At 43.2% G+C, this 24,579-nt stretch carries 25 protein-coding genes; 13 read left to right on the top strand and 12 right to left on the bottom strand.

Annotated features, from left to right (window positions below):
- Nucleotides 1–38 precede the first annotated feature (38 nt).
- The 5 genes from BN3769_RS12740 to BN3769_RS12720 all read right to left on the bottom strand — a co-directional run bounded on the left by BN3769_RS12740 (nt 39) and on the right by BN3769_RS12720 (nt 7,829).
- Entirely contained in the window at nt 39–3,059 is a 3,021-nt protein-coding gene (locus BN3769_RS12740; RefSeq protein WP_068471205.1) for a hypothetical protein, read from the bottom strand.
- A gap of 144 nt (nt 3,060–3,203) precedes the next feature.
- The gene (locus BN3769_RS12735) at nt 3,204–4,079 is read right to left on the bottom strand and encodes a metal ABC transporter permease (protein ID WP_068471202.1); all 876 of its coding nucleotides are present in this window, start codon (nt 4,077–4,079) and stop codon (nt 3,204–3,206) included.
- 7 nt (nt 4,080–4,086) lie between these two features.
- Nucleotides 4,087–4,845 carry a metal ABC transporter ATP-binding protein gene (locus BN3769_RS12730; protein ID WP_068471501.1) on the bottom strand — a complete coding sequence of 253 codons (759 nt, stop codon included), beginning with the start codon at nt 4,843–4,845 and terminating at the stop codon, nt 4,087–4,089.
- Between the two features lie 10 nt (nt 4,846–4,855).
- Nucleotides 4,856–5,728 (bottom strand): metal ABC transporter solute-binding protein, Zn/Mn family, encoded by an 873-nt coding sequence (locus BN3769_RS12725; protein ID WP_228840700.1) that lies wholly within the window; start codon nt 5,726–5,728, stop codon nt 4,856–4,858.
- Nucleotides 5,729–6,089: 361 nt separating this feature from the next.
- Nucleotides 6,090–7,829, bottom strand: a complete 1,740-nt coding sequence (locus BN3769_RS12720; protein ID WP_068471200.1) for a hypothetical protein — start codon at nt 7,827–7,829, stop codon at nt 6,090–6,092.
- 499 nt (nt 7,830–8,328) lie between these two features.
- Between BN3769_RS12720 and BN3769_RS12715 the strand changes: the two genes are divergently transcribed.
- On the top strand, nt 8,329–9,141 hold the full coding sequence (locus tag BN3769_RS12715; protein ID WP_068471198.1) for a DUF2608 domain-containing protein: 813 nt from the start codon (nt 8,329–8,331) through the stop codon (nt 9,139–9,141).
- 208 nt (nt 9,142–9,349) lie between these two features.
- Here BN3769_RS12715 and BN3769_RS12710 read toward each other — a convergent pair whose 3' ends face one another.
- A complete protein-coding gene (locus BN3769_RS12710) occupies nt 9,350–10,363 on the bottom strand; it encodes a hypothetical protein (protein WP_068471195.1) in 1,014 nt (337 codons plus the stop codon).
- Between the two features lie 378 nt (nt 10,364–10,741).
- Complete coding sequence (locus tag BN3769_RS12705; protein WP_068471193.1) at nt 10,742–11,185, bottom strand: Hsp20/alpha crystallin family protein; 444 nt, start codon at nt 11,183–11,185, stop codon at nt 10,742–10,744.
- A 302-nt stretch (nt 11,186–11,487) separates the two neighbouring features.
- On the opposite strand from BN3769_RS12705, the gene BN3769_RS12700 reads away from it, so the two are divergent.
- Nucleotides 11,488–12,537 carry an LOG family protein gene (locus BN3769_RS12700; protein ID WP_068471191.1) on the top strand — a complete coding sequence of 350 codons (1,050 nt, stop codon included), beginning with the start codon at nt 11,488–11,490 and terminating at the stop codon, nt 12,535–12,537.
- On the opposite strand, the gene BN3769_RS12695 is transcribed toward BN3769_RS12700, so the two are convergent.
- Nucleotides 12,512–13,057, bottom strand: a complete 546-nt coding sequence (locus tag BN3769_RS12695) for a hypothetical protein (protein ID WP_068471189.1) — start codon at nt 13,055–13,057, stop codon at nt 12,512–12,514. The two genes, BN3769_RS12700 and BN3769_RS12695, sit on opposite strands and share 26 nt — an antisense overlap.
- A gap of 76 nt (nt 13,058–13,133) precedes the next feature.
- Entirely contained in the window at nt 13,134–14,249 is a 1,116-nt protein-coding gene (gene mnmA, locus BN3769_RS12690; protein ID WP_068471187.1) for a tRNA 2-thiouridine(34) synthase MnmA, read from the bottom strand.
- Nucleotides 14,250–15,080: 831 nt separating this feature from the next.
- On the opposite strand from mnmA, the gene nrdR reads away from it, so the two are divergent.
- The 5 genes from nrdR to BN3769_RS12665 all read left to right on the top strand — a co-directional run bounded on the left by nrdR (nt 15,081) and on the right by BN3769_RS12665 (nt 18,149).
- Complete coding sequence (nrdR, locus tag BN3769_RS12685) at nt 15,081–15,551, top strand: transcriptional regulator NrdR (protein ID WP_068471185.1); 471 nt, start codon at nt 15,081–15,083, stop codon at nt 15,549–15,551.
- 66 nt (nt 15,552–15,617) lie between these two features.
- Nucleotides 15,618–15,983 (top strand): TraR/DksA family transcriptional regulator, encoded by a 366-nt coding sequence (locus tag BN3769_RS12680; RefSeq protein WP_068471183.1) that lies wholly within the window; start codon nt 15,618–15,620, stop codon nt 15,981–15,983.
- Nucleotides 15,984–15,992: 9 nt separating this feature from the next.
- On the top strand, nt 15,993–16,520 hold the full coding sequence (gene lspA / locus BN3769_RS12675) for a signal peptidase II (protein WP_068471181.1): 528 nt from the start codon (nt 15,993–15,995) through the stop codon (nt 16,518–16,520).
- 4 nt (nt 16,521–16,524) lie between these two features.
- Nucleotides 16,525–17,226, top strand: a complete 702-nt coding sequence (locus BN3769_RS12670; RefSeq protein WP_068471179.1) for a hypothetical protein — start codon at nt 16,525–16,527, stop codon at nt 17,224–17,226.
- Between the two features lie 293 nt (nt 17,227–17,519).
- Nucleotides 17,520–18,149 (top strand): homeobox domain-containing protein, encoded by a 630-nt coding sequence (locus tag BN3769_RS12665; protein WP_079989563.1) that lies wholly within the window; start codon nt 17,520–17,522, stop codon nt 18,147–18,149.
- 87 nt (nt 18,150–18,236) lie between these two features.
- Here BN3769_RS12665 and BN3769_RS12660 read toward each other — a convergent pair whose 3' ends face one another.
- Entirely contained in the window at nt 18,237–19,265 is a 1,029-nt protein-coding gene (locus BN3769_RS12660) for a Ppx/GppA phosphatase family protein (RefSeq protein WP_068471176.1), read from the bottom strand.
- Between the two features lie 107 nt (nt 19,266–19,372).
- Here BN3769_RS12660 and BN3769_RS12655 point away from each other — a divergent pair, with 107 nt between their 5' ends.
- The 6 genes from BN3769_RS12655 to BN3769_RS12630 all read left to right on the top strand — a co-directional run bounded on the left by BN3769_RS12655 (nt 19,373) and on the right by BN3769_RS12630 (nt 24,145).
- Complete coding sequence (locus BN3769_RS12655) at nt 19,373–19,855, top strand: CinA family protein (protein ID WP_068471173.1); 483 nt, start codon at nt 19,373–19,375, stop codon at nt 19,853–19,855.
- Nucleotides 19,856–19,943: 88 nt separating this feature from the next.
- The gene (locus BN3769_RS12650; protein ID WP_068471171.1) at nt 19,944–21,137 is read left to right on the top strand and encodes an FIST signal transduction protein; all 1,194 of its coding nucleotides are present in this window, start codon (nt 19,944–19,946) and stop codon (nt 21,135–21,137) included.
- Between the two features lie 199 nt (nt 21,138–21,336).
- A complete protein-coding gene (locus BN3769_RS12645; protein ID WP_068471169.1) occupies nt 21,337–21,567 on the top strand; it encodes a hypothetical protein in 231 nt (76 codons plus the stop codon).
- A 189-nt stretch (nt 21,568–21,756) separates the two neighbouring features.
- Complete coding sequence (locus BN3769_RS12640; protein ID WP_068471167.1) at nt 21,757–22,641, top strand: class I SAM-dependent methyltransferase; 885 nt, start codon at nt 21,757–21,759, stop codon at nt 22,639–22,641.
- Nucleotides 22,642–22,643: 2 nt separating this feature from the next.
- Nucleotides 22,644–23,462, top strand: a complete 819-nt coding sequence (locus tag BN3769_RS12635) for a TrmH family RNA methyltransferase (protein WP_068471165.1) — start codon at nt 22,644–22,646, stop codon at nt 23,460–23,462.
- Nucleotides 23,463–23,467: 5 nt separating this feature from the next.
- Nucleotides 23,468–24,145 (top strand): RluA family pseudouridine synthase, encoded by a 678-nt coding sequence (locus tag BN3769_RS12630; RefSeq protein WP_068471163.1) that lies wholly within the window; start codon nt 23,468–23,470, stop codon nt 24,143–24,145.
- Here BN3769_RS12630 and BN3769_RS12625 read toward each other — a convergent pair.
- Together BN3769_RS12625 and BN3769_RS14840 are read right to left on the bottom strand one after the other, a co-directional pair.
- Nucleotides 24,142–24,342 carry a hypothetical protein gene (locus BN3769_RS12625; protein ID WP_154017918.1) on the bottom strand — a complete coding sequence of 67 codons (201 nt, stop codon included), beginning with the start codon at nt 24,340–24,342 and terminating at the stop codon, nt 24,142–24,144. The genes BN3769_RS12630 and BN3769_RS12625 overlap by 4 nt on opposite strands.
- 67 nt (nt 24,343–24,409) lie before the next feature.
- On the bottom strand, nt 24,410–24,574 hold the full coding sequence (locus tag BN3769_RS14840) for a hypothetical protein (protein ID WP_154017917.1): 165 nt from the start codon (nt 24,572–24,574) through the stop codon (nt 24,410–24,412).
- Between the last annotated feature and the right edge of the window lie 5 nt (nt 24,575–24,579).

Genomic DNA, 24,579 nt, shown 5'->3' with positions numbered 1-24,579 from the left:
AAGGCTTTGGGTGTTTCATCCAAAGCCTTTCTTTTTGGTTATTGCAAGACGCAATCTTTTTCGCGCTTATTCCAGCTTCGCTTTTTATAGGCCTGATTGGCCTTCTCTTCCATTGGCTGCGGATCTTCCAATTTGAACTTCTCCTTGAATAAGCCAGCCAGCATTTGAAAGAACGCGAAGGTAGAAGCGAGGGAAGAGGAAGGGGGGCCATTGCGTATGCGGAATTTTGTGTAAAGATGCTCGATTTCCTTTCTTGCCTGCCATTCAAAGCCTGGATCAAAAGGGAAGTCCTGTTTTAATCCCGCTTGATAGGCGTCGATGATCAAGCTTAAAGAGATGAATAGGCGCGCCCATTCGCTTTGCTTCTTGACCTCTTGAAGAATTTGCGGAAATTGGTCTAGTTCTTTCCCCTGCAGGGCTTCAAAGGCATATTGGAAATTGAAATTGGCCAGCACGCCTCTAAACACACAGTTATGGCTCTCGTCTGATTGGGACTTTTTATTGAATGCCTGCCGGAAGAGCGAACAAATGGGATGATCGGATGACGCTTCCCAATCTGTTAAAAAATCCTCTTCCAGATAAATTTGACCTTCCTCGGGGGATTCTTCTTTTAGCCTCTGTATGCTTTCTAGTGCATGGAGGTCAATTTTGTTTGGATTAATGCAATGCATGAGAATGCCTCTTGTGTCCACTGCATGATTATCAACAATTCTAAATGCATGGCTGGCAAGCCTGAAAAATGCGACGTTAAAATGATGCCCTCTGAAGCCGGCCGGGATAATCAGGATGGATTGCTGTTTAAAGGCCTCGAGATGCTGCTCATTTTTTAGTGAAAAATAGCCGGCGGTTTTGAACATCCGCTCGATAATATTGAATTTTTGACTATCGCTGAGCAGCGAATCGTCATTCTCAAATAAGAAGGCTTCGATGAGGCAAGCGATCTTCGGATATAAAAGCGGATAACTATGCGGGTCTATGTGAATCGCTGTTTGAGGATCAGATATGTTCGTCTTTATCTTGAAATCCCATCTAACCAGATCTAAACTATGGGCTAGATCAAAGAGATTGCTGGCAAGATAGGGGCTATACTGATGTTGATAAAGGTACTGGCAAAAAGATTGCCCTTCAAAATTCTGTTGAGGAGCTTTTACCAACTGGGAATAAAAGCGGGCTTGTTCGCTTCCTTTTCTCCAATTCTGCTCTCGTCTTCTATTTGTGGCCGCAAAAAAATCTTTAGGATCTGTAAAATTTTTCATTTCAAGCTTTTCTTCGCCTTCAAATTCGAAGATTATCCGGTTATCCGGCTCACTTTTTAGAGAAAGAATTCCTAGCTTGTCGCTTGGATTGAGAATTTCCGGCGTGCCCCTTAGGACAGGCAAGGGATAATGGCGCATAAAGATTTTAATTAGGCTGTTTCCATCCGCAGTCGTTTGAAAGGGATCGACCAAGGCGTTTTTTAATAAGAAAAAAAAGGCCGGCCGATTTGTTAGAATAGCTGGCGGCATGTCATGCTGTTTAAAACAGTAGTCTAATTGCTCCGAAGTGGCAAAAGCCACATAGCAAATCAGACGGGGATCGGCCGCAGGACGCGCTTGCAGAAATTGAAAGAGGGATTCTTTAGATAGTTGAGGAATAATAACTTTGATTTTTACCGGAGACAAATCTGGCAAAATATCCAGTAGGCTGCCATGAAGATCGGGATTAGCTGCCGCTAGACTTAAGAGAAAATAATTGGATTGTTTTAAGTCTACCATATTTTTAGGAATCGCTGGAGCGCCCTCTTGCGATTCAATAGCCTTGATGATTTGGGGCATGTGCGAAGCAATGGAGGAAGGGGAGAAAAGCGGAAGGAAAAGACTGCACGTTTCCGCATCTATGCCTTCCCAAGGACTAAAAGCCGGGGGATTATTGATGATAGACTCTTTCCTCCAAAAGGAATCAAAAAAAGCCGTGATAGGAGGAATCATATCAAAATTTGTGGCTGATGGATGAAAAGGTAATGCCTTTAGTTTATCGAGCGCTTCATCCAACTTTTCCCCGTTTAATAGATTGGCTAGCTCATCCAAGTAGAAATTAAACCGCATAAGCTGCACGTTTGGGTGCGCAGGATCCGGATAGGCCTCGATGATGTTTTCTATCGTTTCCAATACGCATTCCTCATCTGTTCGCTCTCTTTTTATTTGCTCATAAGTTTCAAGGAGCAAATCAAGCAATCCAGGCCATGCATGAACAAAAGATGCGTCTATGTCATAAATTGCAACAGTTAGAGTGAAAAGGAGATCTTTATGACGGGTTTGAATGGCATTTAGAATATGACAATCCCGGAGAGGAGCCAGCAGTTCCTTTACGGTGGATGTACCGCATTCTTGGAGAAAAATAAAAAATTTCCAGAGCGCATCTTTATTTAATTGATGAACGGCGGTGTAAAGAATATTTTCTCCTTGAACATCCTGCTTCAGCAGACGCTGAAAAACGGCTATGGCTTTTTCCTTGATAAAGGCAAACAGCTGAATTTTCTCCTCAATGGGAAGCGAACTCAAAAGAACTTTTTGTAAAAAGTTCTTATTCTCTCTTTTAGACAAGACGAGCTGAAAGAATGGATTGGATTGCATAAATAAAGGACGCGCCAGGGTTGAAAAGGAAGCAGGCGTGCCCGATAACATATGCGCGCTTATTGCGTCAAAGTGATGATCGACAAATTGTTTCAATTGTTCATCGGACAGCCGGGAAAAAGCTGCCATAATGGATTCAAGGTATTGGGATTTAAAAAGCGATAAAAGAAATTCTTCAGTAATAAAGGAAGGGAAATTAAAAATTTTTACTGATAAGGCCAGATAACAATCTCTGTTTGGATGCGAATACCTGGCAATTCCCCGGAAAACATATCCCATCAAATGGGGGCGGGAAGCCATCCATTGGCGGCCTGACTCTGTGAGAATCTGTTGAAAAAGCTGATACGTATCTTGAGGATGAGCAAGTAAATAATTCCCCAGAGCATCAACATCTTCTGCCAGGCAGAGCTGTTTACATTCCGATGAAAGCCTGTCTAAATTAATCATTATTGATTCTTTAATTTTTTTAATAAAATAATAATTTGTTTTATTAATAAAATCAATAATTTAATTAATATTGTTTTGGTATTAATTAGTTTGAAACTGTTTTAATTAATTTTGAAAGTGAAAAGAAAGGGAAATAGGGATGCTTTATTCTGCTTCTTGTTCTTCTTGCTCGTGCAGGAAATGGCGCTTGCCGTCTCGGAAAACAGCTAGGCTGAGAATGTAGGCCATGCCTGCTAAAAGGGCAATGGTGGCGCCTGTCGGCCAATCCAAGTAATAGGCAAAGGCATTGCCTGCCAGGCAGAACAAGCTGCTCAGGGCAATGGCGATCAGCATCATGCGGGAGAGCTGCGAGGTTAATAAGTTGGCGATGGCAGCCGGAATGGTCAGCATGGTTAACACGAGCACGATCCCGACGACTTGAATGAGCAGGACGATGGAAACGGCGATGAGGATCAGCAAGAGCATGTATAGGCTATTGACAGGCAGGCCTTGCAGACGGGCCTGCTCTTCATCGAAGCAAATGGCTAAAAATCGCTTGTGCAGGCACAGCACCAAGAGGATGGTGCAGATATCGAGTCCCCATAGAATATATAAGTCCGTTTTTGAGACCCATAGAATGTTTCCAATCAGGAAGTTGGTCAGCTCGACATTGAAGCCCGGCGTTTGGGAAATGAAAAGAATGCCGACCGCCATGCCGATTGTCCAAAGGGCGGCGATGACGGAGTCTTCCCTTTGCCGGTAATGCAGGTGGATCCAGCCTAAGATGACGGCAGACAAGATGGCTGTGATCAGGGCTCCATAAAGCGGAGAGGCCCATTCTACCCCTTTGGCCCGTTCCAGCCAGATGCAAAAGCCAATGCCGCTGAGCACAGCGTGGGAAATGCTACCCGCAATAAAGACAATGCGTTTGACAACGACATAAGAGCCTATGATCCCGCTGACGATCGAAGCTGAAAAACCGGCAAGAAGAGCGGCAAACAACAGAGAATTCGTTTGTAGGGCTTCAATAAAAGAGGGCATAGTCACCTTAGGTAGAAGTAGAAGGTAAAGGAGGGCGAACGTATCCCGGTTGAATAAGGGGAGTGTGGTAAAGTCCCACGACAAAATGTTCGCATACCTCTTCGGGTTTTAGGGAAAAAACCTGTCCTTGTACACATAATAAGCGCTGAACATGCTCGATGGCTGCGCGCAAATCATGAGTGACCATTAAAATGGTTAATTGGCCTTTTAAAGCTTCAAGCAAAGCGTAAATATCGGCTTCCGCCCGGCTGTCTACGCTCGCTGTCGGTTCGTCCAAAAGGAGCAGCTGCGGTTCGGAAACAAGCGCACGGGCAATCAAAACGCGCTGGGCCTGTCCGCCCGATAATGTTCCAAATGAACAGCGGCTGTAGGCGGCCAAACCAACCTTGTCTAATGCTTCCAGGGCGGCTTGCTTATCCTTGGCGTGAAAGCGTCCATACCAGGGCAGGCGGTCGAGCAAGCCTGATAAGACCACTTCTAGAACGGAAATGGGGAATTCACGGTCAAAGCGCATCGCCTGGGGAACGTAAGCGAGGCAAGGAGTGTCCTTCTCCCGTGTGCCGGGTGCCTTTCCAAATAGGCGAATTTTTCCTTGGCTTGGTTTAAGAAATCCCATCAAGAGCCTAAGCAAAGTTGTTTTGCCGCCTCCATTGGGACCAATAATGCCGATAAATTCACCTGGATAGACTTTAAAAGACACCTGAGAGAGAACAGGCGTATTCTGATAAGAAAAAAAGACGTTCTCTAATTCAATAATAGGAGGCATGGAATAGGATTTATTCTCCGGCAAAGGCATAGGCGATATCTAGCATGCTTTTAAAATAGTGCTCCGAATAAGGCTCTAAAACAATCAAGGTGGCTCCCAGTTCGTTTGCAACTAATTGGGCCGCTTTATTGCTATATTGCGGCTGAATGAAAATTCTTTGAACACGGTTCTGGCGGGCTAAGTTTAGCAGTTTTGTCATTTGCTGAGGAGTAGGATCTTTGCCCTCTATTTCAATGGAGTATTGCTTTAAATCGTAATCGCGGCAAAAATACGCATAGGCGGGATGAGAGACCAAAACCGAGCGGTTCTTTAAGCCAGCTAGAATCCCCTGAATTTTTTGGTCCAATTCTTTAAGTTCTTGCTGGAACACTTCCAAGTTCTTTTCATATAGCTCTCGATTGTTCGGATAACTGGCTGCCAAAGCGTTGGCAATGGTCTCGGCCTGAATGTGCGCTTGGCGTGCGCTGAGCCAAAAATGCAGATCCTGCGAGCCAGGGCAGCATCCGCGATGGCCATGTGCATCTGTGGAAATCAGATCCAGGCCTTGCCGCAAGTCAATGAGCTTTAAAGCTGGATTGTGGCTTTTCAGCGCTTGGATAGCGCGTGTTTCAAAGGCCTCTCCGATCCGGAACCAGATCTGTCCTTGGCTGGCCACCACCATTTGCTTGGGAGTCGGCTCATATGTATGCGCGCTCGCACCGGCTGGAACCATCAAGTAAACATTCACCGTATTGCCGGCAATTTTCTCGACAAAAAATTTATGAGGGGCCACGCTAACCAAAATTGTTGGAGCTGGAGCGTCTGCTTGCAAAAAACTAGCGCTTAAAATAAGCCAGCTTGCCAAGGCGAAAAACCAAGTGCGCAGAGAAAGGGTACTATTCATGCTAATTTAAAAATCCTTTAAGGCTTAAAAATAACAAGCTGCCCTTAAAATCCTAAAGATTAAATATTCATCTGACTAATTCATTGCGCCAAAAGCAAAAACAAGCAAAAAATAATGGTGAAGGTGGATTGAAGGGCTGATAGCTTAAGTTATTTGCTAATATGCCTTTAAAGTAGCTTTTTTGCAAGTAAATAAACCGATCAGCCAGTCTTCTAAGGAAAAAAGAATGCGAATGCTATATGGATCGCATGCCCTAGACAAGCCTGTCTTTATTAAGACCAAAGTAAATCCCCTTTTGAATTCACTTGGATATAGACTCCGTCTAGCTTTGAACTGAACGGAGTATATCAAGGAGAGGCTTTTAAGCTTTCAGTCTGAATGAATGTAAAATCGAACTAAATTGATTTGTCAAACCTGGATGCTGAGTTGCAAATTGTCCAACGGCTTTCCCTATCGCTTCGCTTTCACCTGCGACGAACGGAAGGGCATGCTGCATCATAATCTGTGGCTGCTGAAGAGCCTGCTGCACAATTTCCGGCTGCTGGCTGATGAAATCAGCGACATCTGGAATGTGGGGAACAAAAGACTGAAGGTCAGGGGCCAAGTCTTGCACTAAATGGGAATTGTTGGCTGCTAAAAGGGCGATATCGCGAATCGTTTCTGGAGATTCCGTTAAAGTGGCAATGACCTGATCTTTTAATTGCGGATTTTCCTCTGCAATTTTATGGATAAATTCAATTGGATCTCCCCCTTCTGTGACAAGCTTAAGAGCTTGTTCGATCACTTCTGGGTTTTTCTCCGCTAATTTGGCTAGATGCGGAACAAGGGGGGCGAGCTCTTTATTGATCTTTACCGGCATTGCTTCAGAGAGGGCGGGTATGATGTCAATTAACTCAGCGAGTTTTTGGAAATTATCGGGGGATCGCTGGACAATGGCCGTGATTTTGGGAATAAAAGCCGAGAGCGAGAGCTGAGGATCGGCGAGAAAGCGAGCCAGCGCCTCGACTTCGCGGATTTTATCTTCTAGCTTATCTTGTCCATCGCTTGCTAATGCTTGCATGAGGTTGAAAACGGACTTTGGCAGGCGCGCGGCCAATTGATGCGATACCCAGTTTTTGCCCACTGAAGGGAATAAAATGCTGGCTAAACTAGCGGCCAAGCAGTGGGCATTGAGCTTCATCTGCAGGCTCTGGGTTTCAAGGAAGCGGACAGAATGTTTAAAAAATAAGCCGCCGGAACAGGTGGAAATAAGCGCAAAAGGCGCTGCCGCAGCCATTGAGAACACTTGCGTTAACAGATGGAAAGGCGTATTTAGAGCAATCGCTGTACATGTCAACGCATGATCAATTTTTGCCAGCCCATTTCCCTTTGCAGCAAAATGTCTGTTGGCCACTGCCATTGCCAGTTGAATAACGGGAGGGGTGGCCATTTCTTCTAATTTGTCAGCTAGAGCAGATAGCTGCTCTTCACCGTAAACTTCTCTTTGAATGTCTTGCAAGGCTGAAGCAGCAGCAGGGAGATGATTGACAAAAGGCTTGAGCTCGGGAATGTCTTCGATCAGTTCTATTGCTAATTGAGGATTTCTCTCAATCCATTGCAAGAGCTTGGTTAAGACGTCTCTTCCCCCTATTGAGCTTGCCAATTTATCCAATTCGGCCTTCAGGCTAGCGGATAGTTCTTGCGAAGAAGATAAAACAGATGGAAGATTGCCCTTCACTTCTTCTTTTAAAGGAGAGAGAGAATAAATGAAATTAGCGAATGGCAACAATGGCGAAAGGACATCCAGACCAAGGTTGAGCGCTTCGCGCTTCAAGAGACATCTAGCCTGATAGCCTAACTGCTTTTCTTTATCTGCTTGATCCATAACCGGAAAGCAAGCAAAAGGAGTGGCCAGAATAAGAGAGGCAAGATGCTTAATCGTCCAAATGGGAGCCGAAGCCGCCGCTGCAATTCCAGACTGCATGGTATCTAAAAGGGTAAATCCTCTTCCAACGCTTTCGCGATGTGTTTTGATTCCAGAGAGGGCTAGCTCTTGCATCGAAGGCGATTGAAGCGCATTCATGCCTGTCTTGATCCATTCTAATTGAGAAGAGGAAATCATATTAAAATCCAAAAATAAGTTATTAAAATATATGGTAATTATATATTATTTTTTAGTTTTTGTGAATAATTATATTAAGATTAAATTTAATTTTTTTGTTTTATAAAAAGAGTATGCGGTTTATTTAAATAATAGATAAAGAATTTTAAGTATCTTGATAAATGATGGAATGTTTTGCTCATTGATCAACGGAAACTATAAATAGTTTTTTGAAATTTAGCAAAGAAATGGAATACCTACCCGGGCTGCTTTTGGCAGTAGTCATGAAAATGCTTTTGAAGGGCTGGCAAGTCGTTAAAAAGGCTTTAAAAGCAATCAAGTTTTAAATTCTATTAAAAAAGATTTACGTTTCGTTTAAAGAGAATTACCCCTCTTAGAAGGTGTATTAAAACCCATCATAACCTATATTTGAAATTCTTTTCTCTATAAGGGAAAAGAATTCGAACTAGGCATTAACCGTTTTAATACATCCTCGAAAGCGATTAATAAGGAAGGGATCATGAAAAAAATGATGGGGAATTTATTGAGCTTGATTTTCATTGGATGCAATCTGCAGGCAGACATTATTGAAACCAATTCTGTTAAGGATCTTGTCTCTCACGTGGAAGAGGGGACACTTGTTGTATTTGATATTGATAATACGCTTTTGGAATGCAATCAAATGTTTGGAAGCCATGAATGGTTTTGCTATCAAATGCAGGCTTTAAAAGAACGGGGACTGGACTCGCATCAAGCATTGGCAAAGGTGCTTCCCCTTTATACGGATATTCAACCTCATACCTCTTTTCGCTTAGTCGAAGCAGAAGTTGTCGAGATCATTCGTTCGCTGCAACGGGCAGGCTATCCAGTCATGGCTTTGACAAGCCGAGACGAGCTGGTCTCTGAGGCGACCAAGCGCCATTTGTATGCGCATGGCATTGATATGCGCCTTACCGCTCCCCTTAAGGAATCTGCTGTATTGGAGCATGAGGGGGAAACGACGCATTATCAAGAGGGCGTATTATTTACCGGAAATGCTCAGGGAGGAGCCCATAAGGGCAAAGCTTTATGGGCCTTGCTCGAGAAAACGCCTAACTTGCCGCGCAAAATTGTCTTTATCAATGATACGTTTTCCCATCTTTTGCCTGTAGAAGAAGTCGCCGCTCAGAAAAAAATTGCGTTCATCGGCTTGCGCTATGGTGTGACGGATATTAAAGTCCAGCAGTTTCGCCAAGAGATTGCCGATATTCAAAAAGAGTTTTACAAGAAAATTTTGACCGACGAGGCGGCAGAGGCCATCTTGCGCGATCGCCAAGCTAAAGGGAAAATGTAAAGGCGTCCCTGACGATAATTAACCTGAGTTTGGAGCTTTTTTGTCCTTTCGACTGCAACAAAGCTATGGAAATGAACAAATGGCAAAGCGGTCCATATTAAAAAATAGGGATCTCCTTGCCATTTTTCATCTGAAAGAGCTTTCACATCAGTCCAAAGGACAAAAAAGCTCCAAACTCAGGTTAATAAGTAGAAATGGGTTAGGAAGATTATTGCCTTCTCGGTATGGAACCGTGTTTATGCGTCGTTTTAGAGAATGTATTAAAGGTCAGATTATACATACTCGCTTTAATTTGCATAAAAGCCACTGGATTTTCAGCGACAGCGGCTTCAATGGCTTTAAGAGAATTGACAGCCTTTATTTGCTTATCTGCTACTAAGGATGGAAGAGTGACTTGGGTCTTAAATAAATTGGCGATGGCGACTAATGTCTCTTCCGACCATAATGCCCTCACTTTTTTTGCATAAACCATTTCTATTGTCTCTATTTCTGAGGCTTCCTTTGAGGAATTGGGGATGGGAAAATGGCGCAGTTGAAAAAGGCGGCTTTCTTCTTGCAAAACCAGTTGTGGGGCTGTCTGCTTTTCTTCTTTTGACGGCTCTTCCCTGGATGCCATTTTAGGGGCTCTTAATACTTCTTCAATGAAAAGGATGTCTTGCTCAATGCCTCGGCTGGTGAAGTTATCTTCCTCTATACGTAAAAAATTCTCAGACTTATTAGTTTGAGAGAGAGGCGGTAATTCTAACGTTTTACAATCACAGGTTCGAGGGCCATAGGTTTGCTTTAATTCTTTTAATCCTAAAACGCAGTATTCAAAGATGGTGCGCAAGGCTTCTTCCGATTTAGGAGAGCTTTGGGTGTGAGGGAGAAACCAGCGCAGAGCTGATACCAGGTGTTTGCGCAGTCCTTGAAGGTCTTCTTGACTATGGCCTTCTATCCATCTCCATGCCCATTGCGTCATATGCGGTTTGTTAACAATAATCGTTCCATCTGCACGAAACCCAATTTTGACCCACCATCCCTTTTCAAGATAATAAGCTTTATCCTCTGCTTTATATGTCTGGGCAATCAAGAAGACCGTTCCTAGCATAATGACTGTATATAAAGGATCATGATTCAATTCTTCTTTTTCGATACATTTGGCCAAACGATCATTGATGGTTAGCATATCCAAGGGAGAAGGGGAGGAATGGATCGGAGTAGGGGGAGTAGTTATATTCATAAGTTATTCTCCTTCAAAAAGATTAAAAATGCATAGAGGCTCAGTTATTGGGAAATAAAAAGAGTTTTTAAGACATTAACTGACGAAAGAAGGTGTAAGCGACCGTTCACGATCTAGGATAATCGATATGTGAGGTTATTTTTCTCCTATCGCTTTCTAGGAAAAAGAATGCGAATCTAGGTCATCAGTGGTTTTAATACGCCCTCTAAGAGGGCTAGCTCCTTTCATCAAACATCTATCAAGGCTGCTAGAGCAATGGCTTGCACCCGCATTCTTTAAACTCTTTGCTGAGAGACAACTCACTTTGATAACACAAGTGAGTCGTAATTGCCCTTTTCGATTGTTAAGAACCCGCCTATCTTGTGAGAAAACTAGGTCTTATTTTGAAGACTCTTCACTTTTGATGGGGATCTTGCGCATTTGACTTTGTTGAGTCTTTTTAAAGGTAATTTTTAAAATGCCGTCCTGATAATTGGCTTGCTCGGTGTTCTCTTCAATTTGAGCGGGGAGTTCTACTTGATAAAAGAAGGAGTTTCTTGCACGACGATAGAATTTTTTGTCCTTATCTTCTTCTTCCTCCTTTTTCTCGCCTTTAATCCAGAGGGTATTTTGATGGAAAGAAATATCGATGTCTTCTGATTTTAAACCAGGCAGCTGAGCTTCAACGTAGATATTTTGATCATCTTCCGATACGCTCACTCCCGTTTCGTTTCCCCAACCGATCCACTGATTCATCTTATCTTCCATCTCTTCCCATAAACTGGGAAAAGAACTGGGAAAACGGAAAAAAGAGCGTGGAACAAGGTTACGACCGCGGTCCATAATTAACCTCCCTGGAATAATTGATTTAACTCATGAATGTATGCTTGATGTATAAAAAGAACAAAAAAAATAGTCAAAATAATCTTATTGCCTTTTCTTTATCTTTCCTTTTATTCTACTAAGAATATGCAAGGGAATAAGAGGAGGGATTAAAACTACTAATGACTTAGATTCAAGATCTTTCCCCTTAGGAAAGGATAATCTCAATATAGGCTATTATGGGTTTTAAGACATCCTCCAAATAACTGAAATTAGGCAGAAAAAATAAAATATCTTTGAACCTCTTTAATGGAAGCTACCACATGCCGGAAATTGCAAAAGAAGAAGAAACGCTGCCCGATCCTTTTAAAGAAGAGCTCAATCAGAAAATTAATGATCTCTTGGCGTTTATCGGTGCTAAACCCGACTCTCTTGAGGCAGATCTTGTCGGCCAAATTATTTATGGAAGCTTGAAAATGGCCAAGGAGGGGTATGACTTGGGGCAGCTCAAGCTCATGACACGTGCTTTTAAGGAAATGCGCTATGCTTACCGCATTTTTAATCAGTATCCTTCAGGAAAACGCATTAGTATTTTCGGATCCGCACGCACCCCGCCCGATCATCCCGATTATGTGGCAGCGAAGGCCTTTAGTGCAGAAATGGCCAGGCATGGATGGGTCTGCATTACGGGTGCGGCCGATGGAATTATGAAAGCTGGCTTAGAGGGGGCCCAGAAAGAGTCGAGCTTTGGCTTGTCTATCCGTCTTCCCTTTGAAGCACCTATCAATTCTTTATTAGCCGGAGATCCCAAGCTCATTACTTTTCGCTATTTCTTCACCCGCAAACTCATGTTCCTCAGCCATTCGGACGCCATCGCTGCTTTTCCAGGAGGAGTCGGAACTCAAGATGAACTCTTTGAAGTCTTGACACTGATTCAGACGGGAAAAGCCAATATAGTCCCCGTTGTCTTGCTGGAAGGCGAAGGCAGGTCTTATTGGCAAGCCTGGATGGAATATGTAAATAAAAATCTACTAGACAATGGCTGGATCAGCTCAGAAGATCTTCATCTTTTTTATCGAGCGCCCACAGTAGAGGCCGCTGCCGAGCATATCCAGCATTTCTACCACCGATACCATTCAAGCCGATATGTAAAGGATATCTTGGTTATCCGAATGCTAACTCCGCTTACCCAAGAGCAGATAGAGAGCTTGCATGCGGACTTTGCACCTTTGCTTAAATCGGGAACGTTTTATTCAACAAGCGCTTTGCCCGAAGAAACGGACCATCTGAACTTGCCTCGGCTGGCTTTCGAGCATAATCACAAGCATTTTGGCTTACTGCGCTTGCTTATCGACCGCGTGAATGATTTTTAAATTTTTCCGCTATGGTAATGTGAAATTCGTGACCGAGCAATTTAGGAGACAGACCATATCGCTCTCTTAATTGCTCGAGCTCAGGCGCGTCTAATTCAAGGATGGCAAATGTTTTGCCTTTTGATTTGACATATCTAAAATCTTTGATGCGAAAGGAATAAGCCTTGCCAAGCTCTTCAATAGGGCGGCTTTCCTGCCCTTCTTTTTTATACATGACGCTAATATGCGCCCCGACTTTGCTTGGCCGGTTAAGCGAGCCGGGTTTGTGAAAACCGGGTTCATCCACAAAGGGCAAGAGGCGATGAATGTATTGATCATCAACCTTGAGATAGACATAACCATCCGGATTTTGCTTCAATATTCCGCTTTGTGGAAGCTGCTTGGCAGCTTCTACAATCTCTTCTTGCCGTTGTTCCAATAGGTGAAAGGGAGTCGATTGATAGGCATAGCCTGCAGCTAAAAGGCTGATGAAAATGAGGGCTAACAGCCATCCTTTGGCCTGTTGAAGACTGGCGAGCATAAGACATCCCTATTCCGATTAAGAAAGATCTTCTTATAAAGAAAAAGGGGTTTCCCTTCAATTTTTCCTTGCAGGTTCATTCCGCTGGCAATGGCTTGCCTTGCTGATAATAAGAGGGCCCTGCCTGTTGGATCACTCCGCCGCCCAAGCAATGAGTGCCTTCATAAAAGACAATCGACTGGCCTGGAGTGACGGCACGTTGAGGATTCGCAAATGTCACCCAGGCTTTGCCGGCTTCTATTTTTTGGATAGTGCAAGGCTGATCGATCTGGCGATAGCGCACCTTTGCCTGGCAAGAAAAGGGCAGGACGGGCGGCTGCTCGGCTATCCAGCTCAGATCGGTAGCAAAAAGCTCATCGCAGTAAAGGGCGGGATGGTCAGCCCCTTGTTCGACAAAAACGATGCCGCGTTCAATATCTTTTCCCACGACAAACCAGGCCTCTCCGGGTCCACCAATGCCCAATCCCTTGCGCTGCCCGAGAGTATAATAGGCGGTTCCCAGATGTTGTCCGACTTTTTTGCCTTGCAACGTTTCAAAACAGCCCGGCTGCATGGCAATATATTGACTAAGAAAGGTGCGGAAGTCCCGCTTCCCAATAAAGCAAATTCCCGTACTGTCCTTTTTCTCTGAAGTTGCAAGCCGAGATTGGCGGGCCAGGTTTCGCACCTCGCTTTTTTCCAATCCGCCAACAGGAAAAAGAACTTTGTCCAAAATGCGCCGATTAAGCGTATAGAGAAAATACGTTTGATCTTTATTGGCATCCATTCCCTTGACAAGGGAAGGATGACCGTCATGAAAAACATTCTGGCAGTAATGCCCCGTTGCCAGATAGTCTGCCCCCAACTCCATGGCCTTATCTAAAAAGACCTTAAATTTGATTTCTCTGTTGCATAGAATATCGGGATTAGGCGTCAGTCCTTTTTTAAAATCGGCAAGAAATTGGGTAAAGACTTGGTTCCAATAGTCCTCGACAAAATTAACGGCATAATAGGGAATATCAATTTGCTCACAGACGCGGCGGACATCCTCATAGTCGTAAGCAGAACGGCAAACGCCATTTTCATCTTTTTCTTCCCAATTTTTCATAAACAGTCCAATGACGCGATAGCCTTGCTGTTTCAATAATAAAGCCGAAACAGACGAATCAACGCCTCCTGACATGCCTACTATAACCGTTTTATTTTGATTCATAAGAAAAGCTTAAATTTAAATTTTTTTACCTTAAATTTTAACCTTTATTTGTTAAAAATCAAGTTTAAATTCAATTGAATGAAAATATTTAATTGTTTTGTTTTGAAGATTGTTTGTTTTAATGAGATTATACTATTCAAATATAAATGGTTTAAAAACTGTCGGCGATTTCATAAGAAGATTTCTTAAAACGGCTAAGGGCTAATTTGCATTTTTTCCTCTAGAAAAGGCTCTTGCTTCCGAGAAAGAACGGCTAACCTAGTCATTAGCGTTTTTTAATCCGCCTGTCTAAGAATCGGTAATTTTAATGGGAACTTATACCGGAATCCTAGGTTTTTAATGATTTCTAAATTTTCCTAGACTCTTAAATAGGCCTTAGATATTTTCAGCAAATTATTTATGGCCATGGGTTAGAGACTGTTGCCGAATAGGCTATTAGCCTGGTTTTGAGCTTTTCATTCTTTCGATTGCATCAAAGCCTCGGAAATGAACAAATGACAAGGAGGTCAATATGAAAAATATAGACTTGCTTGCCATTTTCATCTGCGAGTGCTTTCTCGTCAGTTCAAAGGGCGCAAAAAACTCAAAATCCCGGTTATTAGGAATAAACGAGAATCTCTAAATAAAGGTTAATTTTTTTTATGATAAATTGTTTGAAAAATGAGAAAAATAATTAGCTTTGATTTATAATTAATTCAAATGTATAAACTGTTTGCTTCTTAGTAGTGAAATACAACAATTTACCTACAAAAAATTATCTCTAATGGTGGGTTAACTCTCCGCTTAATGGGATGTAAGGCAAGATATTCTCAAGAAAGGAAGAGCAGAGATATGAAATGTCCCTTTTGTCATCATGAAGGGCTAAAAGTTACAGATTCTCGCGATGCAACGGAAATGAATGCCATTCGAAGAAGGCGGGAATGTTTGCAATGTTTCAAGCGGTTCACGACATTTGAGACGATTGAATTGACAGTGCAAGTGAAAAAACGCGATGGAACGTATGAGGATTTTAATCAGCAAAAACTAATCAATGGACTGGCGGCTGCTTGCCGGCATACAAAGATCAGTTATGATCAAGTCATTGCATTGGCTTCTCGCATTACGCATGAATTGATGCAATCCCATGTACAGGAGATTAGCACGACTCGACTGGGAGAAATGGCAATGAAGCACCTGCAGGCATTGGATCCCATTGCTTATATTCGCTTTGCATGTGTGTATAAAAGATTTAAAGATTTAGGCGAGCTGGAAGAGGCGATTAAAGGCATTCATAGTAAAGATGAAAGACAAGTTCTTGCTTAATTTAAAGGGTTTGTTATAGGCTTTAGCCTTTTTTCAGATTAGCTGCAAATGAACAGGAGGCTTAACATGGCACTAAAAAAAGCAGATATTGCAAAATTTAAGAAGCGCCTAGAAGATATGCGCAGACAGTTAACTCATTCTTTAAAAGGGTCGACTGCTGAAGTAAAGACTCCCGATGAGGCGACCGGTTATTCCCAGCACCAGGCTGATCAAGGGACAGATGACTTTGATCGCACCATTAGCTTAGAGGTGACAAGTAAAGAATATGCCATTTTAAGACAAATCGATCGCGCTTTAGAAAAGATCGAGGAAAATACATATGGAACCTGTGATATTACAGGGGAAGAGATCCCTCTGGCTCGCTTAGAGGCTGTTCCTTATGCGACTATGACTGTCAAAGCCCAAGAAAAATTTGAGAAGGGTTTACTGTAGGAAGATGGCATGAATGAGACCTATGCTGCAATAGAGACAAATAAACTTAAGCTTTTGTATCAGATTTTGACGGTTGGTTTATTTATCCTATTAGCCGACCAGCTGAGTAAATTTCTCGTTTATCGCTTTATCCCTTTGATGGATGCATCGACTTATTGGTATCCCTATGGAGGAATCGGTATTTTTCGAAATCTGTGGGGAATTGAATTTTCCATCAATCATATGACAAATAAAGGGGCAGCTTGGGGTTTTTTAGGAAATTATCAGCTTCCTCTTATTGTTTTGCGCATTATTTTGATCAGTGGCTTGAGCATTTATTTATTTTTTTACAATTCCACGCGTGCCTGGCAGCTCCCCTTAATTCTCATTATTGCAGGCGCGGTAGGCAATGTTTTGGACTTTTTTATTTATGGGCATGTCGTAGATATGCTGCATTTTGTTTTATGGGGTTATGATTTTCCTGTTTTTAATATAGCAGATAGTGCGATTTCAATCGGAATCGGCCTTTTATTCCTGCTTTCTTGGATTAAAGCTTAAACCTATGCCTTTCCATCCTTCTTTACCCATTCATTCCAAAATCGGGCTGCCGCTGCAAGCTTCGAAATGGCTGAAATGTCCGCTTTTGGTAGATAGCCATGAAATGGAAGCGCTTCTAAACGCATTAAGCGACTTTCGCCTTTTTTTAATTAGCGGGCCGACCCGCATTCAAGAAGGGGAAATTTCCAAAGAAGAGTTTTTGGATTGCTACCGCTGCTATATTGAAGCGCTTAAAAATGGGCAGCTTCCCCAAGATAGCCGCCTGCGCTCCTATTTTTCTTGCGCTTTTACTCAGACAATAGAGGCGTTATATGCGGTTCACATTAATTCCGAACAGCAGCTCATCAAAGTCAATAAACCCGTTATTCAATTGCAGTCCCATCGTTTTGATTATTCCAAAGCGGATGGTAAATTTCGCTCGATGGTATTTGGGAATGAAAGCATTTATTGGGGAATTCAATTTTCTTATCCTCAACTCTATCAAGATGCTGCCTTTCAAGTAAAAACCGTTAGAGAAAGCGAAGAATTCCCCAATACAGCCTTGTTTAAGCGCCTTCAGAAATGGATGCGCGAGCATACTGTCGCTACGCCTTTTTTTGTGGAAGGCAAGCGCGTCAATGTTCCTATCCGTTTGGGCAAAGCGTGCTTCGCCTGGATTAATCATCATCCCCAGCTTGCTCTTAAGGGACTTCAAGTAATGACTTAGCCATTCCTTAATCCTTTCTTAAGCCTCTTTAATTTTATCTAGAATCATAGTAATCGCTTACCTGCAGCGATGGGCTTTACTGATCGTTCTGTCTTTAATTGTTAAAGAGTTTAATAATTGAATATCGAAATGTAATTTCTTTATATTAATAAAACAACTATATAAATTTGAAGGTTATAAGAGTGATTTTTTTAACTAATTTTTGTTTAATTTAATGGAGAACGATAAGAATCACGATTGAGAAAATAAAAATCAATTTATAATAAAAAATTAATTATTTAACGAGAGAATGAATGATGAATCAAACTAGTTGTATAACACCTTACTTGCCATCGCTTCAACAATTGGGGTTAGAAGAGTTTCGCCGATTGCCTATTTCTGAGGAGGAGGAGATCGAGCATCAGCAAATGAGAGAACAGGCTTTAAAAATAAGCGAAATCTTGCGAGAAATGATGGAGCGAGTTTCAGCTCCCGTCTTGCCGGAGCCTTTTGAGTGGATCCATTTTTCTACAGATTTTAAGGATTTGATGGAAAAGAGTCCATGCGAGGCTTCTCACAAGCGAAAATGCATTGAAAGGGACCATTTTTCTTCCAAATCAGACTCCGACTCCGAGCGTTTAACGGAAAATAGTTCAAGCGAGACTTCTCGCAAAAGAAAACGCATTGAGTGGGACCGTTTTTCTTCAACATCAGCCCCCGAATTTTTAACGGAGAAGAGTCAAAGCGAGGCTTCTCACAAAAAAAGACGGAAACGCCTGAATAACGAACAAACGTATTATCTGATTAAGAGATTTAAAGAGCAACCCTATCCAGTCCGAGAAGATTATAAGCGATTCTCTGAGAAGTTAAATATTCCTGTCATTAAGCTTCAACAGTGGTTTCAAAATAGAAGAGCAAGGATAAAAAAACTTGGAATAGAATAAAAAGGACAACCTAAAAAAGGAAAGCTTGCCTGCCGCTATGGCAGGCAAGCTTTTGCTAGAAGGAAGCGGACTTTTCCGTAAGACAGCTTACTGCCAGTAAGCGGGATAAGTCAGCGCTCCATCTGCATTATTAATGCTGACGACATCGACTTGGTTAATGTGCAGAGCTTGCATATAGCCTAGCACTAATAAAGGATTGGAAACCGCCACTTCCGCTAGCGAACCGCCAGGCAGTTCCGCATCCGATTTGCCGGCTAACTTCATGACTGCCGTGCGCAGCTGATCCTGTTTAATGGTGTTTTCATTGACAAGTGGGCGTACGCCATAATTGAATAAACTTCCTACCGCTAAAACTTCAGTTTTAGGCTCTTGCAGTTTATCCTTAATAAATGGGTTGGCCTCGGATGCCGCTTCTCCTGCTAATTGCAGGGCGGCCTCTATTTCCTCTTGATTCATGGGGTTGGGGGTTTGCGTGACTTTTAAGTCTTTATGTTCAATGTTTTGGATGATTGCATTTTTAAAAGGAATAGACGCGGTCTTTCCTTTGTCTACCAAATAGGTCCCGGACTCTGTTAGGGCTGTCAATTGCATGCTTCCGCCTCCAATATCCCATACCACCGTATGCTCGGGCTGGGCAGGCGTGACCGCTAGGGCGCCTCTAAAGGCAAGAATTCCCTCTTCATCCTGATTGATAATGCGGACTTGCACGCCTGTTTTTCTTTCCACTTCTTGCGCAAATTGCTGGGCATTGGCCGCTTGCCTAAAAGCAGCGGTTGCAACAGCAACGACTTTTTTGGCATGATAGCTATCGGCTATTTCCTTAAGGGCTTTAATAGCGCGAATGCCTTGATTCATGATGTCTTCATCAAAAGTATTGTTTCCCGATTGTTCCAGATGCTTTTGATAAGCCACAGGGATTGATTGCTCAAAAATTTTAGAAATAATTTTATTTGTTTTCGGATCCACCTTGGCCACTTTTAAGTTGGTCGCACCCGAACCAATGTCCAGGGCAGCTCTTATTTCTCCTTGAGATTGAGCTTCATACCGTGGAACCCAGACGACAAGTAAAATGACAGCTAAAATAATAAGAGAAATCCATATAAACCGTCGATCCATAAAGCCTCCTCTTCCTTCATGGGAATTAGCAAGGGGAGAATTGCAAATTTGATGCCAAATAAGAGAAGAAAAATAAATTATTCTATGCTTCAGAATAGGAAGGCTTTATGAAAGATCAGCTTGCCGGTCAAATCCAGCAGTATTTCCTTGAAAAAGGATGGACCTTAAGCCTCGCAGAATCCTGCACGGGCGGAGCGCTAGCCGCACGCTTAGTGCGTCAACCCGGCGCATCCGGCTACTTTTTAGGTTCAATTGTTGCTTATTCTAATGATTTGAAAATTAAATTGTTAGGTGTTGATCCAATGCTGTTGCAAGCCTGGGGGGCAGTCAGCGGACCGGTTGTTGAGCAGATGGCTAAGGGGGTATTGCATTTAAGCCAGAGCGACTATAGCTTAGCGGTGTCAGGTATAGCAGGCCCGGAGGGAGGATCTACTCTTAAGCCTATTGGTACCATTTGGGCTGCTATTGCAAAAAAGGAAGAAGAGCCTTTTGTATGGACTTTTCAGGTCCTGGGCGAAAGAGAAGAAATTATCCAAAAAAGTGCAGAATGCCTATTAAATCAGTTGTTGATATTGATTAAAAACCAATAAAAATGTATGCAAGGAATTAAGAAATACCGAGGCGAGTATAATTTATTAATAAACAAAAGATTAGTGAACTTTAATTGAATGGAGAAAGATGGGTACGCAGTTTGCCACGAGTCTTGTCATGCAAGAAGATAGCTTTGAAGCGGGAAAAGAAGCGGCCCGCCAGGCAATGGACAAATTGCAAAAGCCTGTAAAGCCTGGCCTTATCGTCATCTTTTGCGCGGATAAATATGATTACAATGCTGTTATCAGAGGCATTAAGAGCGTAACCGGGCAGGTTCCGCTGATCGGTTGCAGCTCGGCAGGCCAATTTTCCAGTGAAGGAGTGACAAAAGAGGGGATCGCTTGTACCATTATTGCATCGGACGATCACCAGTTTTTTGCCGGTATTGGCTCTAATATTAAGAGCCATCCTTTGGAGACCATTCAGCATGCCGCTTGCAATTTTCCTAAAGACGTGGAAGGACATCCTCATCAGGCGGCCATCTTGTTGGTAGATGGACTGGTCGGTAAAGGAGAGGAAGCCGTCTTGTCTGCTTGCAGTATTTTGGGACCCCACGTTAAATTTGCAGGAGGAGCGGCGGCCGATAACTTGAGTTTTCGCGAAACGGCGGTATTTGGGAATGATCAGGCTCTCTCCGATGCCGTGAGTTTATGTCTAGTGGCGTCGCGCCATCCTCTTATCATTGCAACCAAGCATGGGCATCATCCCATTTCCTCCCCTTTGCTCGTTACAAAAGCTAAAGATATCGTGCTTTATGAATTAAATAATCGACCGGCTGTAGAAGTTTGGAAGGACTATGTGCGTGAACCTTTGCGTAATCAAGGGATTGATATCGATGCCATTAGCTTTAAAGAGCTTTCTCCTTATTTATTAGAATATGAATTCGGTTTAATGATATCTAAGGATGAATATAAAATCCGATTTCCTTCCTCTTGTAATGCCGACGGATCCTTAAATTTTGTTTGCTCTATCCTGGAAGGGGCCGTTTTAAAAGTGATGGATAGCAGCAAGCAAGACTTGATTGAATCAGCGAGGCAAACGGCTCAATTGGCTTTAAAATCGGCCAAGCAGACAAAAATTGCAGGGGCCATCATTTTTGATTGTGCTTGCCGGGCAATGGTATTAAAAGACCAATTTCCCAAAGCGGTAGAGGCCATGCAAGAGGTCCTGGGATCGATTCCTTTCATAGGCTGCGAGACCTATGGAGAAATTGCTATGGAAGCGGGAAAATTTAGCGGGTTCCATAACACTTCCACAGTCATTATGTTATTTCCATCGTAAAATGCTTAAAGGGTGGATTAAAACGCATAATAGCCTAGATTTGAAATCGTGGACGTTCTAAAAGGGGATCCAAGTAAGGAAGCCATATTGGGTTAATATGGCTTCCTTACTCGGATCTCCTCCTAGCGAAAAGAACTCGAATCTAGGCCGTTAGCAGCTTTAATGTATCCTCTTAGATATGACTAAAACAGGCTCTCTCATGAATGATGTAAAAATACATTTTCAAGAATTTATTGATACTTTTAAAGAAAGCTTGGGAGTAGAAGGCGCTGAGCAATTACTTAAGCAAACGCTTATTAAGGCCGGCATACCTAGGAAATATGAATTTACAAAAGAAGAAGCGCTTAAAATTTGCCGAGAATTAAAACAGCATACGGGATTCATTGGCATTATTGGTGGAATTCTTAACTCTCGGATTCTCATTCGTTAAAAACTCGAATCTCGGTCATTACGGTTTTAATACACCCTCTAAGAAGATAATGGCAATCCTGAGCCTCTTTTAGTCCTTTTCCGTTCGTGACAGAACACTAAAAATAAGTCTTCTATAGCCATTCTTTTATACTTTTGTTATTTTTATACCCAAATTCAATTGAACTCTCTCATGTTAGGATGAACTTTCATGTCAAAGCTGCACTCTTATGCCCTTATTGATAGCGGAGAAGGCCGTAAACTCGAGCGATTTGGACCTTATTTGCTTTCCCGTCCGTGTTCCCAAGCTGTTTGGAAACCGCAGCTTTCCATGCAGGAGTGGAATAAAGCGGATGCCTTTTTCTCGCGTGAACAGGAAAATAAATGGACCTGGCTCAAGCGCCTTCCGGAAAAATGGCAAATTGAAGTGGCGGAGATTATTTTTAAAATCTCTCCAACCGATTTTGGCCATTTAGGCATTTTCCCTGAACAAAGAGACTTTTGGGAATGGATTCAAACGACCCTGAAGCCCTTCGCATCGAGCAAGCAAAAACCGCGCGTATTGAACTTGTTTGCTTATTCCGGAGGATCGACCTTGGCTGCTGCCAAGGCTGGGGCCGCTGTTTGCCATCTCGATGCTTCCAAGGGAATGGTGGCTTGGGCGCGTGAAAATGCGGCCTTAAATCAGTTGGAGCAAGCTCCCATTCGCTGGATTGTCGAAGATGTGAAGAAATTTTTAGCGCGCGAGCTTAAAAGGGGATCGCGCTATGACGCAATCATTTTAGATCCCCCGACCTTCGGCAGGGGAGCTAAGGGAGAATTATTCAAGATAGAAGATGAGATTGTTCCTCTTCTCAACGATTGTCGCAAGCTTCTTAGCGATCAGCCTTTATTCGTTTTATTTTCTTGCCATACGCCGGGGTTTTCTCCCTTGGTCATGCAGCATTTGCTCAATCAAGCAATGGAAGGAATGAAAGGGCATATTGAGGTTGGCGAAATGATTTTAACAGGCCACAATGGCGCTTTCGATGTGCCAAGCGGAACGTATGCGCGCTGGGCCGCTCCCTCGATTTCAAATAAAGTCCAAGGAAAGTAAGCATGCTTCAGATTACGAGTCTTCAAAATCCAAAAATCAAGCAAGTGATACATTTGCGCGACCGTCCTGAACGCGATCAAACCGGACTTTTTTTAATTGAAGGCTACCGGGAAGTCTTGCGCGCCGCAGATGCAGGTTGGAAAATAGAGTCGCTATTCACTTGCCCTGAGCTTTTTTTGGGAACGAATGAACCGGCGCTGATTAAGCGTTTAGCTTCACGTGGAACACAACTTTTTACCTGTTCGGAAAAGGTCTTTCAAAAAATTTCCTATCGCGACCGTCCCGATGGATTAATTGCCATTGCGCCGCAAAGGCATCTTCAGCTGGATGATTTGCTCGAAAAGGTCAAAAAACCTCATGCTCCTTTATTCGTCGTAGCGGAGGCGATTGAAAAACCGGGCAATTTGGGAACTATTTTGCGTTCATCGGACGCCGTTGGAGTGGATGGGCTTATCGTTTGCGACCGCTGCACGGATATTTACAATCCCAATGTTGTGCGAGCAAGCGTCGGCACGCTTTTTACTGTGCCGACAGTAGAGGCTAAAGGGGAAGAGACTCTGCATTGGTTAAAGCAGCAGGGGATCCAAATTTTGGCCGCCACGCCCCAAGCGGAAAAAGAGTTCACGCAAGTGGACTTGACCGGACCGGTTGCCATTGCAGTGGGCACCGAGCAATTAGGCTTATCGGAGCGCTGGATGCAACAGGCGCATTTGCAAGTGCGGATTCCCATGATGGGAGTAGCGGATTCTTTAAATGTCGCAATGGCTACTACGCTTTTAATGTATGAGGCTTTGCGTCAACGACAACACTCTTTTCCTTAAGATTCATGCAAGCGCCGTTTCCCATTATTTTTGAAGATAATCATTTGTTGGTGGTTAACAAACCCGCAGGCCTTTTGACCCAGCCCAGCGGAACAGAGCAAGAGAGTGTCGAGCAGCAAGCTAAAGCCTGGCTAAAGGTTGTGCGCAATAAACCCGGGCAAGTCTTTTTAGAAGCCGTCCATCGTCTTGATAAGCCCGTTAGCGGTGTGGTTGTTTTTGGCAAGACAAGCAAAGCGCTGTCGCGCTTGAATGCTTCCATTCGCGCTAAGCAAACGAAAAAGCTTTACTATGCTTTAGTGGAGGGGGGACCTTCCGCTTCGGAGGGAAAGCTTGAGCATCATCTGCTGCACGACGATTTTTTTGCGCAAATTGTCCCGGCTGCCCATCCTCAGGCTAAGCGGGCGAGCCTCTTTTATCGCGTCATAGAGCAAAGAGGAGGACTGACCCTGCTCGAGATTGAATTGGAAACGGGCCGCTATCATCAAATTCGGGCACAGTTAGCTGCAATCGGCTGTCCCATTGTGGGAGACGATCGCTATGGCAGCCGCCTTCCTTTTGAGAAAAACGGCATTGCTTTGCACCATGGCTGTCTGCAGATTCCTCATCCCATTACTCAAGCGCTTTGCACGTTTGAAGCGCCCTTGCCTGCTTCTTTTCAAAAGAAGATGAATTCTACTTCTTAATTCTTATTGGGATGCCAGCGTCGATAAAGATCTTCAATATCGGATGCCGTACCCGGAAAGATGGAGAAGCAAAGGCGCGGGGCATCCATTTTGGGCTCGGCATGAACAGCGCTTATATCCTTATTTGCTCCACCAAAGAAGACACCTTCTCCTTTTGGGGATGATTCGGCTTGGCCGAGCTCTAAGAGTTCGCTCAAAAATTGGCGATTCTTCCTCTTAGAGCAAAATAGATTTCTCATAATGTGCCAGTGAGGCATATCAAAATCATGAGCGGACAGCTAAATCTTCCAAGCAATCATACCGCTTTTCAGATGAACCTGACGGATCAAATTTGAGTGGATCAATTAAACGGAACTCTTCTTCGGTTATTCGCAAATCCACATCAACATAGGCATTTAAGGATGATTTAAATGTCTTTCTTTTGTTCATTTGAA

It is taken from the genome of Candidatus Protochlamydia phocaeensis, from assembly GCF_001545115.1.
Taxonomy (GTDB): Bacteria; Chlamydiota; Chlamydiia; order Chlamydiales; family Parachlamydiaceae; genus Protochlamydia_A; species Protochlamydia_A phocaeensis.
This window is presented reverse-complemented; position numbering and strand designations above follow the sequence as displayed.

What these genes read in the sequence shown, in the direction of transcription:
- BN3769_RS12640 (WP_068471167.1), top strand. Translation starts at nt 21,757, where the DNA reads ATGTCAAAGCTGCACTCTTATGCCCTTATTGATAGCGGAGAAGGCCGT.
- BN3769_RS12725 (WP_228840700.1), bottom strand. Translation starts at nt 5,728, where the DNA reads ATGAATAGTACCCTTTCTCTGCGCACTTGGTTTTTCGCCTTGGCAAGC.
- BN3769_RS12635 (WP_068471165.1), top strand. Translation starts at nt 22,644, where the DNA reads ATGCTTCAGATTACGAGTCTTCAAAATCCAAAAATCAAGCAAGTGATA.
- BN3769_RS12695 (WP_068471189.1), bottom strand. Translation starts at nt 13,057, where the DNA reads ATGCTCGCCAGTCTTCAACAGGCCAAAGGATGGCTGTTAGCCCTCATT.
- BN3769_RS12720 (WP_068471200.1), bottom strand. Translation starts at nt 7,829, where the DNA reads ATGATTTCCTCTTCTCAATTAGAATGGATCAAGACAGGCATGAATGCG.
- BN3769_RS12670 (WP_068471179.1), top strand. Translation starts at nt 16,525, where the DNA reads ATGCCTTTCCATCCTTCTTTACCCATTCATTCCAAAATCGGGCTGCCG.
- BN3769_RS12630 (WP_068471163.1), top strand. Translation starts at nt 23,468, where the DNA reads ATGCAAGCGCCGTTTCCCATTATTTTTGAAGATAATCATTTGTTGGTG.
- BN3769_RS12655 (WP_068471173.1), top strand. Translation starts at nt 19,373, where the DNA reads ATGAAAGATCAGCTTGCCGGTCAAATCCAGCAGTATTTCCTTGAAAAA.
- BN3769_RS12645 (WP_068471169.1), top strand. Translation starts at nt 21,337, where the DNA reads ATGAATGATGTAAAAATACATTTTCAAGAATTTATTGATACTTTTAAA.
- BN3769_RS12710 (WP_068471195.1), bottom strand. Translation starts at nt 10,363, where the DNA reads ATGAATATAACTACTCCCCCTACTCCGATCCATTCCTCCCCTTCTCCC.
- BN3769_RS14840 (WP_154017917.1), bottom strand. Translation starts at nt 24,574, where the DNA reads ATGAACAAAAGAAAGACATTTAAATCATCCTTAAATGCCTATGTTGAT.
- lspA (WP_068471181.1), top strand. Translation starts at nt 15,993, where the DNA reads ATGAATGAGACCTATGCTGCAATAGAGACAAATAAACTTAAGCTTTTG.
- BN3769_RS12730 (WP_068471501.1), bottom strand. Translation starts at nt 4,845, where the DNA reads ATGCCTCCTATTATTGAATTAGAGAACGTCTTTTTTTCTTATCAGAAT.
- BN3769_RS12660 (WP_068471176.1), bottom strand. Translation starts at nt 19,265, where the DNA reads ATGGATCGACGGTTTATATGGATTTCTCTTATTATTTTAGCTGTCATT.
- BN3769_RS12715 (WP_068471198.1), top strand. Translation starts at nt 8,329, where the DNA reads ATGAAAAAAATGATGGGGAATTTATTGAGCTTGATTTTCATTGGATGC.
- BN3769_RS12665 (WP_079989563.1), top strand. Translation starts at nt 17,520, where the DNA reads ATGATGAATCAAACTAGTTGTATAACACCTTACTTGCCATCGCTTCAA.
- BN3769_RS12700 (WP_068471191.1), top strand. Translation starts at nt 11,488, where the DNA reads ATGCCGGAAATTGCAAAAGAAGAAGAAACGCTGCCCGATCCTTTTAAA.
- BN3769_RS12650 (WP_068471171.1), top strand. Translation starts at nt 19,944, where the DNA reads ATGGGTACGCAGTTTGCCACGAGTCTTGTCATGCAAGAAGATAGCTTT.
- BN3769_RS12735 (WP_068471202.1), bottom strand. Translation starts at nt 4,079, where the DNA reads ATGCCCTCTTTTATTGAAGCCCTACAAACGAATTCTCTGTTGTTTGCC.
- BN3769_RS12680 (WP_068471183.1), top strand. Translation starts at nt 15,618, where the DNA reads ATGGCACTAAAAAAAGCAGATATTGCAAAATTTAAGAAGCGCCTAGAA.
- mnmA (WP_068471187.1), bottom strand. Translation starts at nt 14,249, where the DNA reads ATGAATCAAAATAAAACGGTTATAGTAGGCATGTCAGGAGGCGTTGAT.
- BN3769_RS12740 (WP_068471205.1), bottom strand. Translation starts at nt 3,059, where the DNA reads ATGATTAATTTAGACAGGCTTTCATCGGAATGTAAACAGCTCTGCCTG.
- nrdR (WP_068471185.1), top strand. Translation starts at nt 15,081, where the DNA reads ATGAAATGTCCCTTTTGTCATCATGAAGGGCTAAAAGTTACAGATTCT.
- BN3769_RS12705 (WP_068471193.1), bottom strand. Translation starts at nt 11,185, where the DNA reads ATGGACCGCGGTCGTAACCTTGTTCCACGCTCTTTTTTCCGTTTTCCC.